The sequence below is a fragment of the Hyphomicrobiales bacterium genome, assembly GCA_016125495.1.
GTDB lineage: Bacteria > Pseudomonadota > Alphaproteobacteria > Rhizobiales > RI-29 > RI-29.
Map to the genome: position 1 here is coordinate 1 of WGLQ01000031.1, position 14591 is coordinate 14591.

Consider the following 14591-nt stretch of genomic DNA (forward strand, 5'->3'; position numbering starts at 1 on the left):
CCCGCTCGACAAGCACCTCTACGCCCAGCGTCATTTGATCGAGTGCTGCTTCAGCAAGCTGAAGCAGTTCCGACGCGTCGCAACACGCTTCGAGAAGACAGCAAGGAACTACCTCGCCATCGTCACCCTCGCCGCCACCATACTCTGGCTCAGGTAAGTGTCCACAGAACCTAGCCGCTCGTGCTCGGCGCCGACGAGCCGCGGCTGGTGCTTCGGCCTCGTCGTGTCCAGCTTTCGGTTTGCCGGCGATAGGCTGTCTCGGCTTGCTCGGCCCTGTGCATCTCCTCGCGCCTGGTCCTGGCCAGGTTGTAGGCGTAGGCAGGTCCACGCTGGCCGCGCCGAGCCGGTCGTCCGGCGCGGAGTTCCACGTTGCGCAGCTTCTTGGCGTGCAGGGCGGGTCTGACCGCGGCGTAGTCCTCGCCTTTGTGCAGCATGTGCCAGATGATCACCGCCATCTTGCGTGCCACCACCACGGCGGCGATGTGCTTGCCGCGTCGGCTGGCTACCCGCTGGTAGAAGGCACGCAGCGGACCAGGACCGCGTACCGCCGACCAGGCGGCCTCCACCAGCATGGTCCTGGCATGCGAGCGTCCCTGCTTGGTGATGCGCCCGTGCCGTGGGCGCGCCTCGCCGGACTGGTGGACGCTCGGGTTCAGCCCGACGTAGGAGACCAGCTGATCAGGACCTTTGAAGCGGTCAATCGTACCGATGGCAGCGACCAAGCCGAGGGCCGCCACCATGTCGATGCCCGGGATGGTCATCAGCCGCTTGACGTTGGCATCGTCCATGGCACGGCGCGCCAGCTCGCGCTCGATGACCCGAAGATCCTCGCCCAGGCGATCGTACTCACGCAGGTTCCTCTCCACTGCGTCGCGCTCGTCGGGCGGCAGGTGCTGGGCCTTCAGCCAGTCACGCCCACGGACGCCGAACAGGTCGGTGTGTGGGCACGGCGGCACGAGGTGCGCGTGCAGGACCGACTGCGTGGTAGTCCGCAGCCGTACCGCTGGCGGACGATCTGGTTGCGCCGCGTCACCTGCCGCCGCAGTTCTTCGGTGTTGGCGTCCGGCACCCAGACCTCCGGCAGGAAGTTGCTGGCGTAGAGCTTGGCCAGCACCGTCGCGCCGATCACGTCGGTCTTGATCTTGGCTTGCGCGATCAGGTGCACTTGACGTGGGTTGGCGATCACCACCCGACCGACATGCGGCGCGATCATCGCCGCCACCGCAGCCGCATTGCCGGTCGCCTCCACCACGACATGATCGTCGTGCGTCAGCGTCCTGGCAAACGCCTCGAGATGCTCCCGCGTCATGCCGATGCGGCCCAGCCGGACCACCTTGCCGTCGTCCAGCATCACCGCCTCGGCGAACACGCGGTGGATATCCAGTCCGACAATCCTCACCACTATTGCCTCCTCTGCTTCAGAGTTCACCTCTCGGGAGCCGGCGGGCAACACGGCAACTACGGATCCGCGCTCGCAGCGCACCCGGGCGAACCGCAGGGGCGGCCAGATAACGGCTCGGGCTCGAAGCCCATGGTTTCAACGACGGCCTGCCCGCACTTGCGTGCTCCCGGCGCCCCATGTCCCGGATGGTCTCACCATAGCGCCCCTCCTTGGCAGGAGCAGCAAGGACATCGGAACGCCAGGGACAGCATGCCGGATAACGGCGTCATCGAGAGGTTCTTCCGCACGATGAAGGAGCAGGCCATCCACGGCCGCATCTTCCACACCATCGACGAGGTCCGCAACGCCGTCCGCGACTTCGCCAAGCTGAACGGCGTCGATCCACAGCGCTACTTCACCGAGGTGCTGACCCGCCTGGTGAATGGCTGGATGGAAAGCCGCATCGACGAGCTCATGCCATGGCACTGGGCGGCATCGAAAACAGCTGAGCGTCAAGCCGCGGCGACAATGGCCCGGAACCTCCGCTTACGGCGCGCCGGCTGTATGAGTCAGTGCACTAGCGGGCGGTCATCACAGTGATCCTTCGGGTATTTTGGGTTGTCGAACCGCGGCCAACGGCAGCCGTAAGGCGATCCGCACATTCCGCTCGCGGCCGCCCAGCCGCACCGCGGCGCCGCACCTGCGCAGCGCCCGCGCCCAGAGGCGCAAGGCAGGACCCGGCGTGCCGCGCCCGGTAATGTGCAGGGCGATTGCAGCGGGCCGGCGCTGTACTTCCAGATCTGCGGCTTTGCCGTCGGCGGAGAGGGACCGCGCGGCGCACCGCAGAAAGGCCAGGAGCAGGTCGCGCGGTATCGCCAACGGCGGCAGCGTCGCAATGCTGGCGTCGGGCCAGATCTCCCGCAACAGGGCCTCCACGTCGGCGCAAGGCTCGGCGTCCTGCGATGCGCAGGCGTTCAGCGCCCTCAGACTGGCCTGCAGCGATCCGACATGGCGCGTCGCGTCTGCCAGCTTGCCGCCGGCTTGCCCGATCGCGCCGCGATCCAGCAGCAGCGTCGCGCTCTCCATCGCCAAGGCGGCTGCGGCGGCAGGCTGCGCCAGCTCATGCACGGCGTCCGAGAGCATTATCCAGGCATCGCCGGAGTGCGGCCGCGCCCGGGCTTCGGGCGCTGCGCGGCGTCTCACGGCTGGTCATCGAATCCGACGAAGACGTAGCCGATATTGCGAATGGAGCGGATAACATCTGGCCCGCCCGCGTCGACGATCTTCTTGCGGATCTTACGAACCGCGGTGTCCACAGCCCGATCGTCCGGCGCCGCGCTGCGCCGGAAGACACGTTCCAACAGCGCCGCCCGGCTGAGCGGCTTGCCCTTCGACTCGCTCAGCGCGCGCAGGGTGTCGAACTCGGCGGTCGTCAGGTGGCAGACGGTCCCATCGGGCTTCAGCAGCTGCAATCCGGTCAGAGACAGGCTCCACGAACCCACGGCCGCGCCTGGTCGCGAGGCAGGTGGCGCCGAAACCTCAAAGGCGCCACGGGACTGGCGGCGCATGATGGCGCGAATACGCGCCAGCAGTTCGCGGGGCGAGACGCTCTTCTCCACCTCGTCATCCGCGCCGAGTTCGAGGTTGACGATGCGCTCCGTCGGATTGGGATGGCCAGTGACTATGATACAGGGCGTCTCATGTGCGCTGCGTAGGCGGAGCAGCAGCTCGTTGCCGGACATTCTCCCGAGGACCTTGTCCAGCAGCACGCAATCCGGCGCCACGCGATCCACCGCGAGGGCGAACTGCATGGGATCATGCAGGACTTCGACGTCGAAGCCGTGAAGGCCGAGATATTCCTGCATCTCCCGCGAGTAGGAAACATCATCGTCAACAAGTAGTATGCGGGCCGGGGTCATGCAGCTTAGCTCCTGTTCGAGCAGGGTGGGATGACATCCGCTGGCGGTGCGGTTTGGTCGCAGCGATCGCGACCTTTCAGAATAGGTCTGGCGGCATCGAGGGCAGCTGCAGATGCAGCGCGTGCCCAGCGGCATCGGGCTCGGCGATCAGCATCCCGCCCAGCCGTTGGGCGCCCCGTCGCGCAGCGGCCAGGAACATCGCCGCCTGCATCCCGTCGAGCTCCTCCTCCGCTGGCTCCGCACGCGCCGTGCCGCCGAGGCATTCGGCGCAGAGGGTCAGTGACCACGCGATACGCTCCTCGGGCTGCGACGATGCCGTGCAGGACGCCACGATGCCCTCGCCGCGGCCGACCCGGGCAATGAGAGTTGCCAGGCAATGCGCGATGACGCGATCCGCGCCTCCCGGCAGCGCGCCGCTAGGCGCCTTGAACGTGATGGCGGGGAGCCGCACCCGCCGGCGACGCGCAATGGATGTCACCTCGCGAAGCGCTGCCGCGAAGGCGCTCGCTAGGTCGTCGCCCGGCTGCTGTGGCGCGGCGGCATCGTGTTCGAGCCGGAGAAGCGCGAAGAGGGCCACGGTCGTGTCTAGCTGGCGTATCGCCCGACAGAGTGTGACCATCGCCGGGACTGCCCGGGCGCGCTGCTCGACGCCAGCGACCAGAATGGCCGCATGGGCGACGGCGCCGAGCGCCGTGGCCCAGACAGCCTGCGCGAGGTGCCGGTCATCGCCCGGCAGGCACGGAGCATCCGCCAGGCGGGCGGAAAGCGCGCGGATCTTCGCCGACGACCGCCGCAACGCCTCCTGCAGGACGGCGACGGCGAGGCCACGCCGTCCTGCTGGCCTGCGCCTGCGCTGATCTGCGGCAACGAGCGCGGCGGAGACCGCCGCCTGCGCCTCGGCCAGGCGGAACGGCTTGTGGAGCAGCTCGGTTACCGCAGCCTTCGCCACGGCCGTCACCTCGCCGGCCCGCGCATGCCCGGTGATCAGGATCACCTCGGGCACCCGCGCCGCGCCCAGGCGCTCAAACAGGGTTGTCGCGAGATCGAAGCCGTTCCCGTCCGCCAGGCAGACGTCGCTCAGCACGACATCGATATCGGGCTCGCGCAGGACGACCTGAAGCGCCTCGGCGGCGGCGTAAGCGGTCCGAACGCGGAAGCCGAGCAGGGACAGCCCTTCCGACAACTCGTCCGCGATCATCGGCTCATCGTCCAAAACCAGGATCAACGAAGAACGATCATCGTCTTCTGGTGGGGCGATGTCACGGCGAGGGGAAGCCGGAATCAGGCCGCAGAGGGGCGCCGTACCGGCGATCACGCCTTGCGCTCTCCCAGGCGCTTTCCGGCTGCCCCGACCTGTAGGCGAGGGCTCGGCGCCACCCTGGCCGGATGTGCAGCAAGGCCGCGATTGAGAACTTAGCGCATCGCTCACGGAGTCAGTATGAAGCCGCCGCCACGCTCGGCACAACAGCACGATTTTGACATTTTTGTACTAAACAGTTAGTGAAATACGGTCACTAAATCGGCGTCCGCCGCCTTTCGCCGACGACATTAGGTGTTTCTGTAGATCTAACGTACCTCTCACCTATTTTTTCACCTACTTTTCCGCATATTCACCATTTCTGGGGTGGATTTTCATCACATAACTCCCTTTTTCTCCCAGAGCCTTGATGTGCACTCCAGCGATAGAACGCCGGCGTCACCTCTGCTGGGCCGGCTGATGTTTGGAATGATTACCGTCGGGTGCAATGATCCACGGCTAGATCCGCACGGATGTCTGCGGAACCGGACTGCTCATGATGCCGGTCTCTGGTCATTTCGTCGCGGCGATGACGATGCCGACAAGGCGGTGTTCGGGCCATGTGGCATCGTCTCGGTCATGCCGGATAGCAACGGATCATGCTCGATGACCGCCGCGCTCGCGAGCAACTTGGAGTTCGCCTGGATTCGTAGCGCCGTCACCGGCCTCACCCCGCGTAGCCTAATCGCAACAGCGATACTGGTCGTGGCTGCATCGCTTTTGCCGAACGCGGCTGCGGCCCAATTCGGCCAGGGCGAGAATCGGAACTGGCAATTCCTGTCTCCTTCAGACCGTTCAGTCCGGGCGGGCGCACTCGATCTGCTGCGCCGGCACCAAGGCGGCTATTACAATTTCGCGCCGCCCGTTTCGAACTATGACATCGATGCGCGCACCTTTGTTGCGGGCGACTACTACAGTTGTGAGGTCTCCGCGTCGGCCAGTGCGAATACCGGCTTCGCAACCGCCTCGGGCGCCGCTGGAGCCCCAACCGTTCTCAACAACCCGAGCGTCGGTTCCACTGCATCTGGAAATACGTCGTCGACCGATGCCGCGACTCCGCTGAACGGCGGTACGTCCACCGTAGGTACCACGCAAACCAACAGCGGCAGCGCGCAGAATGCGAGCGTGGCGGGAAGCACCTCGGGAGGGGTAAACGGTACCGTTGGTGGCTCCTCAACATCAATCAGCCAAGTGCCGAGCAATTCCCAGTCGGCGCTGAACAGTCCTCAGACGGCGAGCGTCACGGGCAGCACCGCGTGCTCTACGCGAACGACAACCGTGAATCGCTGATAGAGCAATGGTAAAGGTGGAGCCACGGTCGATCATGCTTTCCCCGCTGCCGTGCCTCTCGGCTGTTGTCGCGGCATTGTCGCTTTCCGGCTGCGCCAACCCGGCCGCCATGGGCGTCATGTCACCGGGTCGTGGCAATGCGTCATTTCTCGCGGGGCCCGGCATCACCCCGAATCGTACGCCCCTGGACGATGCTCTGTCCTGCTACGGCATGGCTCTTCGGCGTTCGGGGCGGCCCACGCCGGGGATCGCTGTGGGGGAGGTGCGCGACTTCACCGGACGCGTCACTGACACCGAAGGTGCCCAGATCACCCAGGGCGGCGGCCTCATGGTGTATTCGGCCTTGGGAAAGCTCGGTGGCGCTGTGCGCGTGCATGAGCGTTTGGACCCTCGCATCGCCAAGGTCGAGCTGATCTACATGGACCGTCGTCAACTCGGCGATGGGCGTCGCCACCGCGCGCAGGTCGGGCAGCAGCGGCAGGAGGTTCCCTGGATCCCGTATTTCGGCGGGTCCATCGCGCGCAGCGACTACTTCATCGTCGGTGGCATCACCGAGCTGAACCAGGTGATCTCAAGCGGCGGCTTCGAGTTGGGCGTCAGCATGATCGGCGGCCGGGCGCGAACCTTCACCATCAACATTGCCGTCGACCTGCGCATCGTCAGCACGTCCAACTTGGTCGTGAGCCGCGCGGTGACGCTGCAAAAGCAGATCGTCGGCTACGAGGTGGGGATCGACGTCTTCCGCTTCTTCGGCTCCCGCCTGGTGGACGCGAATGCCGGCGTTCGGTCGCTGGAGCCGGTGCAACTCGCGGTTCGCGCGGTCCTCGAGCTGGCGACGATGGAGCTTCTGGATGCGGTCAGCGGCGTCGACCATCGCCCCTGTCTGCCCTCGTTGCTTGTCGATCGGCCGGAGCGGTCTGGCAGTGACCCGGCGGGCGAAGCGGAAACCAACCGGCGCGTGCAACAGGAACCTCTGATCCCTGCCAATGGTCGTCTTGCCGCGGATCCCGCTTCCGTTGCGGCGCCGACCAATGTGCCTGCACCCTCTGCCGGCCATCCGCCGGCGTCCCGGGCGCAGACGACTGCCCCGGCGGGGGCTGGTGCTCCACAGGTGGCTCCGCAGCGGCCCGTCACCGCGCCACCGCAACCGGTCACTCGGCCTCAACGGGTAACCCCTGATGGCCGGGTGAGCCCACCCCTGACACCACGCCCGAGCCGAGGGGCTGTAGAAGAGAACTCTGGCACCGCCATGGCTGCTGCCACGGAGTCCGCACCTGTATTGCCACAGAGCCGATCCGGCTCAACGCAAGGCATCGTGCTGGCGGCCATGTCGAGCGAAGACAACGCGCGTGCGGCTTGGTCGCGGGCGCGTGCCCGCCACACGGACCTCCTTGGCGACAAGGAGGCACACATCAGGCAGGTCGGCGCTTCGGCGAATGGTCAGCCGCTATGGATCGTCGCCTTGGCGCTGCCTGGCGGGACAAACGCCAACCGGCTTTGCGATGCCCTGCAGGCGCGCGGCACGGCCTGCGTCGTGGCGCCACGAACACTTTCGCTCTCGGGATCCCCGGCCCGAGGCGGAGTTTCGGCGCATGACGCGCCGTCAAACAGCAGTAACCAGAGGAGGCTTACGACCCATCAATCCTGAATTTGGGCGGCCGGTTCCGAACCCCTGAACCGGCCGCTTCCCCATAACCACCCGCTTCTTCAACAAACCATGAGGCAATCCATGAACGTGACTTTCCGCCGCCTGCTGCTCGCGAGCACAGCGGCCACCATCATCGGCTACGGCGGCAACGCCGCCGCGCAGTCTTCGATCGCCGTCGCCACCGGTGTGCTCACCATCGCCGCCGGTCTCGAAGCCTACACGGCCGCCAACAGCCAGCTGTCTGATGGCACCACCGTCGACGCCACCGTCGCGACGGTCGGCACGCTGACCGTCGACGTGACCGACGCGGCGGCGGTTACCGTCGGCCAGACGATGCTCAACAACTCGGTCAGCGCACTCGCGCGTCTGAACCAGACGACGCAGACGGTGAACGTGCAGAGCCCGCTGCCGGCAGACGGGGCCCTGACCGGCGCCATCGTCGCGACCACCACCACGGCGTCGACCTTTGCCGGCGTGGCGATGCTGAACATGCAGAACGCGCTCGACACTGCCCAGGTGACCGCCAACATCACGTCGGCGCCGATCTCGCTCACTGTGGCGGCGCTCGGCATGACCGGCGACGCCATCGCGGCGGCCAATCAGATCGTGGCCGACGTGCTGGTGAACGACGCGGTGAACTCCCTGACCGCGACCGGCACCGCCGGCGGCAACCTCGCCGTCCCGGCCGCAATCGCCAGCGTCCAGACCGCGACGCAGACTGCGGCCATCAACGCCGAGGCCTCGATCGCTGGTGCCACCACGGGCGTGGCGATCGATCTGAGCGCCCTGACCGCCGCCTTCACCGGCAATGCCGTTGTCGAGAACAACGCGGTGGCCGCGCGCGTCGGCGTCAACACGGCGCAGAACGAGCTGGTGGCCGGCAGCGCCACCTCCACCGCCAACGGGATCGGCCTCGCCATTGGCCTCGACCCGTCGCTTGCGACGGCCGCCGGCGTGGCCTCCTTCGTTGCGGACTACGGGGTGGCCAACGCACAGGTCGCCAGTGGCATCGGTGCCGATGCCAACATCTTGGCCGGGATCATGACGATCACCCTCCCGGTGGCTCAGGACGTGACGGGCACTGCCAGTGTGGCCGGGAACACCATCCTGGCCGATGCCGGCGTGAACACGGCGACCAACCGCGCCATCGTCAACACGGCCGGGCTGCTCACCGCCAGCGTGGGCGTCGGTTCGGCGCAGAGCCTGACCGATGACACGAACGTCTTCAACGCCAACGTGACGACCGCGACCCTCACCATCAAGGGCGGCCAGTTCGACAACGCGTCGGAAGCGTTCATTCAGGGCAACACGGTGGCGGCGCGCTTCGCCGGCAATGACGCGACGAACGTGCTTGGCCTGACCAACACCGCCTCGCTCGTCAACAGCCAGGCGGCGATCGTCGGGTTCCAGGTGAATACCGACGTGACGGCGACCGCCACGGTCGGCACCGCCACGCTGGAGATCGACGTGAACGCCGCGGCCAGCGACGGCCGCGCGCTTCAGGTGACCGGCAACACGGTGGAAGCCTCCGGCGTGCTCAACCGTCAGACCAACCTGATGGTGGTCAGCGGCGGGCCTGCCTTCGGTGCCGCCGGCCAGGCGGCCTCGCAGCTCGTGAGCAGCCAGCAGCAGACCAACAACGGCAGCGTGACCTCGACCGTGACCTCCGCGACCATGGCCGTCACCTCGGGCAGCGGCCCGACGGCTTCGGTGTTCGCGGCGAACAACACCATCCGCGCCTCTGCGATGGGGAACGTGTCGTCCAACACGATCTCCAACACCGCGCGGAGCTTCAGCCTCGGCCGCTGAGGCAAGGCGAACTGGATGGCACCGGGCCGCTTGGCCCGGTGCCATCCGCGACGGCGGCGGGGCACGGTGCCCCGCCGCCACTTCGATGATCTATAGAGGATCTCTCGGTGATTTTTTCCAGCCGGATGTTCCACGGCCTTGCTGTTGCGCTGCCCTTGTGTGTCGTGCAGCCCGCTGCCGCGGTGGATGCCCAGGGTGGCTATGCCGCGCGCGGCACGCCGGCCGTCATGCGCTGCGCCGACCTCACGCGCCTGCTTCAGCCGGCCGCGCCGGCCCAGCCGGGGGTGCAGGGGACGCCCGCGCTGAATCCGGCCGCGAGGGCAGCCCAGATCGGCGCCTTCATGGCCTGGGTCGATGGCGTTCTGACTGGCGTGAACATGTCACTGCCGAACACCTTCGACATCTCGCCCTATCGGGGCGCTTCGATCGTTCAGGCGCTGGTCGTGCAGCGCTGCGCGGCGAACCCCACGCTGTTCGTCCATCAGGCGGTGTTGCAGGCCGTGAATGCGCTCGGGCCGTTCCGCAGCCAGTCCGATAGCCCGGTGGTGGCGATCAGCGTGAACGGCAACAACCTCGCCATCCGCGAGGACACGTTGCGCCAGGTGCAGCAGGCCCTGATGACCCGCGGCTTCCTGCGCGCCGGGCGGCCCGATGGCCGCTTCACCGTAAGCACGCGCGCAGCGCTGAAGCGGTTCCAGGAGGCGCAGCGCCTGCCCTTGTCCGAACTGCCCGACCCCGAAACCCTCCAGCGCCTTGCGGTCCGATAACATGCAGCGGAACCCCAACGCCGGGAGTGGCGCGAATGTTCTGCCACTGCTGCGGCATGCGGCACATGGAAGTCCACCGCTGGGCTGCGACTACCGGTCCTACGGCGATATTGCCTATCTCCGCTGGCCGCACATCCGGGCACGGGTGGAGGCCGGGGGCGAGGAACTTCAGCAGCTGTTTTCCTGTGTGGATGGCGCCCTCACCGGGCTGAACATGGCCCTGCACGACACCTTCGACATTTCTCCCTTCCTTGCCGATGACACCCTTCCGGTGGTGGTGCTTGATGTCAGCGAGGCCAACCCGCTTTGGCCGCTGCACGCCGTGGTTCTCGAGGTCGCCCGGATCCTCGCGCCGCTCCGTGCGAGAACGGACGGGCCGAGTGTGACGCTTGTGGTCGCCGGACGCAGACTGCGTTTGCGCGAGTGCACGCTGCGGCTGATCCAGGGCGCGCTGTCTGCGCGCGGGTTCCTGGCTCCGTCGCTGGTGGGATGCGCGGACGGTGCAAGGCTGGAATCGGCCCTGCTGGCATTCCAGGGAGCCGAGGGCCTGACGCTGTCCGGTCTACCTGACGCATTGACGCTCGCGCATCTTGCCCGCCCATCGCCCTAGGCAGTCCGCAACATGTCTCTGACGCAACCCCCCGAGCAGGCCTCTCGACAAGAGCTTATCGGCAGTGAATTGCACGCGCCGCGCGCTGGGGCGACCTGGCTGGCCGGTGCGCTCCTTGGTGCGTTGCTGGTCATCGTGCCGGAGACGGCGCGGTCGGCCGACACCCAGGGTAATTTCGCGCTGCGCGGCGCGGGCTCCGTCCCCTGTGCGCAGGTCGTGCAGCGGGTTGGCGCGCGGGCGCCTGACCTCCCGCAATTCGTCGCTTGGGCCGACGGCGCCCTGTCGCAGGCCAACCGGATCGAACGGGAGACCTTCGACCTGCTGCCCTTCGAGCGCCCCGCAGGCCTGCTGACCATGCTGGCGTTGAACATCTGCCGCGCCAATCCGCAGGTCACCTTCGGCGCCGCCGTGTTCCAGGCAATCGAGGCGGTGAAGCCTCTGCGTGTGCGGCAAGCGGCTCAACCGGTGACGATCACCGTCGGTGAGGCGAGCGTCGCGCTCCGGCCCGAGACGATCCGACTGGTTCAGACGCGCCTGCGTGAATTGAATCTGCTGACCGCTCAGCCCGACGGCCGCTGGGGACCGGCCTCGCGGGCCGCCATCAAGCGCTTCCAGGAGAGCAGGAACCTTCGGCCAACCGAGATCCCGGATACCGATACCGTGGTCCAGCTGATCCTTCGGCGATGATGGTATCTGGCGAGCGGGTCACCGATAGGTTCGCCGGCTGGCGGCGCGGCGGAGGTAATTCAGCGGCGAGGCGGGTTGCACCGATCGGCCGGCGCGGTGTCGCCGGGACGCTCATCTCACTCGCCGTGACGGTTCCGGCCTTGGCGCAGATCGGCGTGCCGAGATCCCGGCTCTCGCTCCTAGCGGAGCCACAGGAGCCGCAGGAGTCGCACGTTCGGGCGCACAGGTGGCGGCTGGACGACGAGCAGGTGCTTGACTCGTTCCTGCAGGCCACGCTCGGGGAGGGGGAGCGGACCGCGGCGCGGTTCGACCCGTGGCTTGGCCCGGTTCGCCCGATCATCTTCGGCGAAGCGTCCGCAGGCCATCGGCTCGTGCTGGGTGGCTCGCTGGCATGGCTCGGTTCTGCGACGGGGCTCATGCTGCAAGAGCCCGGCGTCGAGCCTGCCACGCTGGGCGTGCTGTTCAGCGATCGACCGGCGCTGGACCTGGCAGGTGCGCTCTGGGACAGCGCAGGTGCGGCGTTCTTCCAGGCGCCGGCAGCCCTGCGGGCGGCTCTCGAGCAACGCGGTAGCTGCTTTTTCCTGCGACTGCCGGCACGCGCGACCGGGCTGTTGGCGGCCCCCGGAGGGCCGCCGCTCGCTGCTGTCCCCTGCCTTTCGCGCGCGTTGCTTGGCGTGATGGGCCTTCGCCATCCTTTGCCTGCGGAAATGCCTTCCGTGCTGTCGGTGCCTGCGGTCGCCGTTGAACCGACGCCGCTCGACCGTCTGCTGCTCGCCCTCGCCTCGGATACCGCGTTGCGGCCCGGCATGTCCGAAGCGGAATTGCGCACCGCCCTGCCGGCGCTGATCGCACGCCACCGTAGCTGGCATGGCTTCGATGCGCTTGCGGACGGACTCGGGAGTTCCGATGTCGACGGGGAAGGCGATCCGTTCGCGCCAAGCACCGAGCGGACCCTGCGTGCCTTCGCGTCGACCGCGCTGCCGGCCGCTGATGCAGCCGGCTATCTGGTTCGCTGGCCGGCAGGGTCGGACGTCGCCGTTCATTTGCGCGGGCGGGTCCCTGCCGAGGTCCGCGCGCAACTGGGCTGGGTGCTCGACTGGGCCTCGGCCGCGACGACCCTGCGGTTTCGCGCGCCGCGGCATCCGCGGGAGGATGGCCTCACCTTCGCCTTCGCCCCGTCGCTCGACATGATGTGGGACGAGCATGGCCCTGCCGTGGCTGCGTTCTTCGCGAACGACAGGCGCCGTCTCGATGCGGCGGTCGCCGCCCCCGCCATTGCGGCGGAGGGCGCGCTGACGTTGCTTCACCACGGGGTGCCCGGCGGCAGCCTGCTGCGGACGCTGAGCCTTGTTGCCACCGATGGCCCGCCAGCAATCACCTTGCGCCGACTTTGCCGCGAGATGTTGAGGTCTCTTGGCCTGCGCGGCGGGATGCTCGGCTACGGCCACGGTCTGCTCGATGGCGTCACGCTCGCCTTCCAGCCAAGCGCGCTGGATGAGCGCCTGCTTCGCCTTCTCTACGCGGAAACCCTGCCTCCTGGAACGGCCACGATCCGTGCCGGAAACGAGGCGCTTCGCCTACTTCGCAATTGATCACGACGGGAAAAAAACAATGAGCTCGGCCTTTACACCTTCTAACGACATGGCGCTCGTCAGCGATGGCAGCCGGGAGGACACGGTCGTCCGCTTCACCGGCTTGGACCTGACCGCGAATGACGGGCTGGCGAGTTACCTTGCCACGCTGGCACCGGGGGCGACGGTCACCTACAGCGTGTCCAATGTTCGCTTGGCGAATCCGTCGTCCGGCGTCATCGGTGCGTCGCTCGTGCCGGTGACCAATGCCTCGCTCGATACGGCGTTCGAGCTGACCACCGTCGGCTCGACCCTCAATACGTTCCTCTTTGACTACACGCTGACTTTCACCGATGACAACGGCAGTTGGACGACCGAGGCCGCGACGGTCACGACGCACCGGCTGATGTCGAGCAGCTCCGGGAATGTGATAACGCTGCCGACGGGCGGCAGTAGTCTCGGCCTCTACGACCTCTCCTGGATCGACGCGAAGGGCGGCAATGATCGGGTGACGGGGGGGAATGGCGCGGACAGGCTTTTGGGTGGGTCCGGCGCAGACACGCTCCTGGGCGGGGTCGGGGACGACGTGATGGAGGGCGGCGCGGGTGCCGACCGGCTCGAAGGTGGGCTCGGTCGCGACCTGCTGACCGGTGGGGCGGGCAACGACACGTTCCGGTTCAGTGGCGATGCGGCTGTCGGCACGGAGGCGGAGGACTTCCTCTCGCAGGATGCCAATGGTCGCCGCGACCGGATCACGGACTTCACGAACGGCGACAAGATCGACCTGTCCGGCTTGACGCTCACGGGCGGCGGCGGGCCTGATATACTGTATTTCGGCAATACGTCGGGCCCCTATCGTGTATGGGTAGACAACGGCACGGTACAGGAAGACGCGCTAGGGTTGCGCATCGTGCGGATCGACACGGACGGCGATTCGGTGGCCGATGTGGCGATCGAGGTGGCCGGTACCGGCACCTTGGACAGCAATGCCTTCCTCGGCGTGCAGGTGTTCGTGAATACGCCCGCTACGATCGGGGGCGACACCGCCGCGACGACGCTGGAGGACAGCATCACCAGCGCGTCCGGCACGCTGACGGTCGTGGATCCGGACATCGGTGAGCAGGGCTTCGCGACAGTACCGGGTGCCTCGCTGTCAGGCAGCTACGGCACCTTCACCTTCGATGCCCAGACTGGCAACTGGACTTATGCGCATGGCGCGGGCGCTCAAGCGGCGAATGTCGGCGCGCCATTGACCGATACGCTCACGGTCTCGTCCTTGGACGGCACCACGCAGGCGGTGACCGTCACCATCAACGGCGCGAACGACGCGGCGGTGGTGACGGGTGCGGACACCGGCGGGGTGACGGAGCGCAGCGGCGCGGCGAACGTCACGCCAGGCACGCTGACGGCGACGGGCAACCTGAACCACACGGACGTGGACAACCCGGACGACGCGTGGACGGCGGCCACCACTGTCGGCAGCTACGGCACGCTGACGATCGATGCCGCGGGTGTTTGGACCTACACGCTTGACGACACCATCGCGGCGGTGGAGGCGCTGAACGTCGGCGGCACGCTGACCGACACGATCGCGGTGGCGACCGGGGACGGC

At 67.3% G+C, this 14591-nt stretch carries 12 protein-coding genes and 1 pseudogene; 9 read left to right on the top strand and 4 right to left on the bottom strand.

From position 1 onward, the window contains the following. Positions 1–157 (top strand): transposase (locus tag GC150_17315; GenBank protein MBI1386667.1); only part of this gene is annotated, 157 nt, incomplete at its 5' end. Positions 158–170: 13 nt separating this feature from the next. Here the strand turns inward: GC150_17315 and GC150_17320 are convergent. Next, a pseudogene (locus tag GC150_17320) lies at positions 171–1309 on the bottom strand (IS110 family transposase). On the opposite strand from GC150_17320, the gene GC150_17325 reads away from it, so the two are divergent. Continuing rightward, the gene (locus GC150_17325; protein MBI1386668.1) at positions 1295–1981 is read left to right on the top strand and encodes a hypothetical protein; all 687 of its coding nucleotides are present in this window, start codon (positions 1295–1297) and stop codon (positions 1979–1981) included. The pseudogene GC150_17320 and the gene GC150_17325 sit on opposite strands and share 15 nt — an antisense overlap. Here the strand turns inward: GC150_17325 and GC150_17330 are convergent. The 3 genes from GC150_17330 to GC150_17340 are packed head-to-tail and all read right to left on the bottom strand — an operon-like array spanning position 1973 to position 4615. After that, the gene (locus tag GC150_17330) at positions 1973–2524 is read right to left on the bottom strand and encodes a hypothetical protein (protein MBI1386669.1); all 552 of its coding nucleotides are present in this window, start codon (positions 2522–2524) and stop codon (positions 1973–1975) included. The genes GC150_17325 and GC150_17330 overlap by 9 nt on opposite strands. Before the next feature lie 56 nt (positions 2525–2580). Beyond that, the gene (locus GC150_17335) at positions 2581–3435 is read right to left on the bottom strand and encodes a response regulator (GenBank protein MBI1386670.1); all 855 of its coding nucleotides are present in this window, start codon (positions 3433–3435) and stop codon (positions 2581–2583) included. Then, the gene (locus GC150_17340; protein MBI1386671.1) at positions 3377–4615 is read right to left on the bottom strand and encodes a response regulator; all 1239 of its coding nucleotides are present in this window, start codon (positions 4613–4615) and stop codon (positions 3377–3379) included. Before GC150_17340 ends, GC150_17335 begins: the two co-directional genes overlap by 59 nt. A 588-nt stretch (positions 4616–5203) precedes the next feature. Here GC150_17340 and GC150_17345 point away from each other — a divergent pair. From GC150_17345 to GC150_17375, 7 genes are all read left to right on the top strand, one after another. Continuing rightward, positions 5204–5887, top strand: a complete 684-nt coding sequence (locus tag GC150_17345) for a hypothetical protein (protein MBI1386672.1) — start codon at positions 5204–5206, stop codon at positions 5885–5887. Between the two features lie 7 nt (positions 5888–5894). Further along, positions 5895–7535, top strand: a complete 1641-nt coding sequence (locus GC150_17350) for a hypothetical protein (protein ID MBI1386673.1) — start codon at positions 5895–5897, stop codon at positions 7533–7535. 81 nt (positions 7536–7616) lie between these two features. Then, positions 7617–9344 carry a hypothetical protein gene (locus GC150_17355; GenBank protein ID MBI1386674.1) on the top strand — a complete coding sequence of 576 codons (1728 nt, stop codon included), beginning with the start codon at positions 7617–7619 and terminating at the stop codon, positions 9342–9344. Positions 9345–9451: 107 nt separating this feature from the next. Beyond that, positions 9452–10111, top strand: coding sequence for a hypothetical protein (locus tag GC150_17360; GenBank protein MBI1386675.1), 660 nt, complete (start codon positions 9452–9454; stop codon positions 10109–10111). A gap of 1 nt (position 10112) precedes the next feature. Next, a complete protein-coding gene (locus GC150_17365; protein ID MBI1386676.1) occupies positions 10113–10721 on the top strand; it encodes a hypothetical protein in 609 nt (202 codons plus the stop codon). Positions 10722–10733: 12 nt separating this feature from the next. Continuing rightward, positions 10734–11408 carry a hypothetical protein gene (locus GC150_17370; GenBank protein ID MBI1386677.1) on the top strand — a complete coding sequence of 225 codons (675 nt, stop codon included), beginning with the start codon at positions 10734–10736 and terminating at the stop codon, positions 11406–11408. A 1458-nt stretch (positions 11409–12866) separates the two neighbouring features. Beyond that, positions 12867–14591: hypothetical protein (locus GC150_17375; protein MBI1386678.1), on the top strand; the 1725-nt coding region annotated here is incomplete at its 3' end.